The sequence below is a fragment of the Peptidiphaga sp. genome, assembly GCF_057238965.1.
Genome location: NZ_DBHHEV010000114.1, coordinates 1 through 796, shown reverse-complemented (window position 1 = coordinate 796; position 796 = coordinate 1). Strand labels below are relative to the sequence as shown.

General features: G+C 63.7%; 1 protein-coding gene. It reads right to left on the bottom strand.

Annotation, left to right across the window (positions count from 1 at the left end; genetic code table 11):
* The coding region (locus tag ACO48X_RS10355) for an acyl-CoA dehydrogenase family protein (protein WP_485002012.1) at positions 1-421 on the bottom strand (421 nt) is incomplete at its 3' end.
* Between the last annotated feature and the right edge of the window lie 375 nt (positions 422-796).

Below are 796 nucleotides of genomic sequence, written 5' to 3'. Positions count from 1 at the left end.
GCTCGGCGGTCGTCTTCATCGCCGAGGAGTCCGATCCCGCCTGCGGCTCGGTGAAGGCGAGGGCGAAGGGGACGCCGCCGTCTTGCAAAATGCCCAGGACCGATTCGCGCTGCTCGGGCGAGCCGAACTCGAGGATGTCGAGGACCTGGAGGATCTCAGTGGCGTATCCGAGGTTGAGGCCGCGCGAGGCCACCCTCTCCCCGATGAGGCACATTGTCACCATGTCCACCGGCGTGCCGCCGTATTCCTCGGGAATTCCGAGGGAGAGGAAGCCCGCCTCCTGCATGGCCCGCTTGAACTCGACGGGCTGGCGGTGCTCGCGATCCGCCTCGGCCACGTACGCCGGGGACGCGTACTGGTCGAGGATCTCGTCGAGGCTTTCCAGCAGGAGTTGCTGTTCTTCGCTGAGGCTGAAGTCCATTCTTCATTGAACCTTTCTCTGTTTGGAGCTCCGCGGCGACGCTTTCGTTCGGCCTTCGCGGCGCACCAAGTTTCGGCAACGTCGGAAAACTCGCGAGCGCGTGCCGCGTTTCACATGACAAGCCTAAGAATCTCGCGGACCGAGGATATAGGACCAAAGTAGTCCGATTTGCGAGAGTATGCTCGGTAGTGTTCTCTCGCACGGGCAGACAATGCCCGCCGCACCGCGGATCACGCAATTCCCACGCGGATCCGGGCTGCTGCGCGCTCGACGCCGACCGACCAAAGGAGCGACGATGACGAAGGCAATCAGCGCGGCGCAGGCTGCCGCGCTCATCAAGGACGGTGACACGGTCGCGTTCTCCGGCTTCGGTTT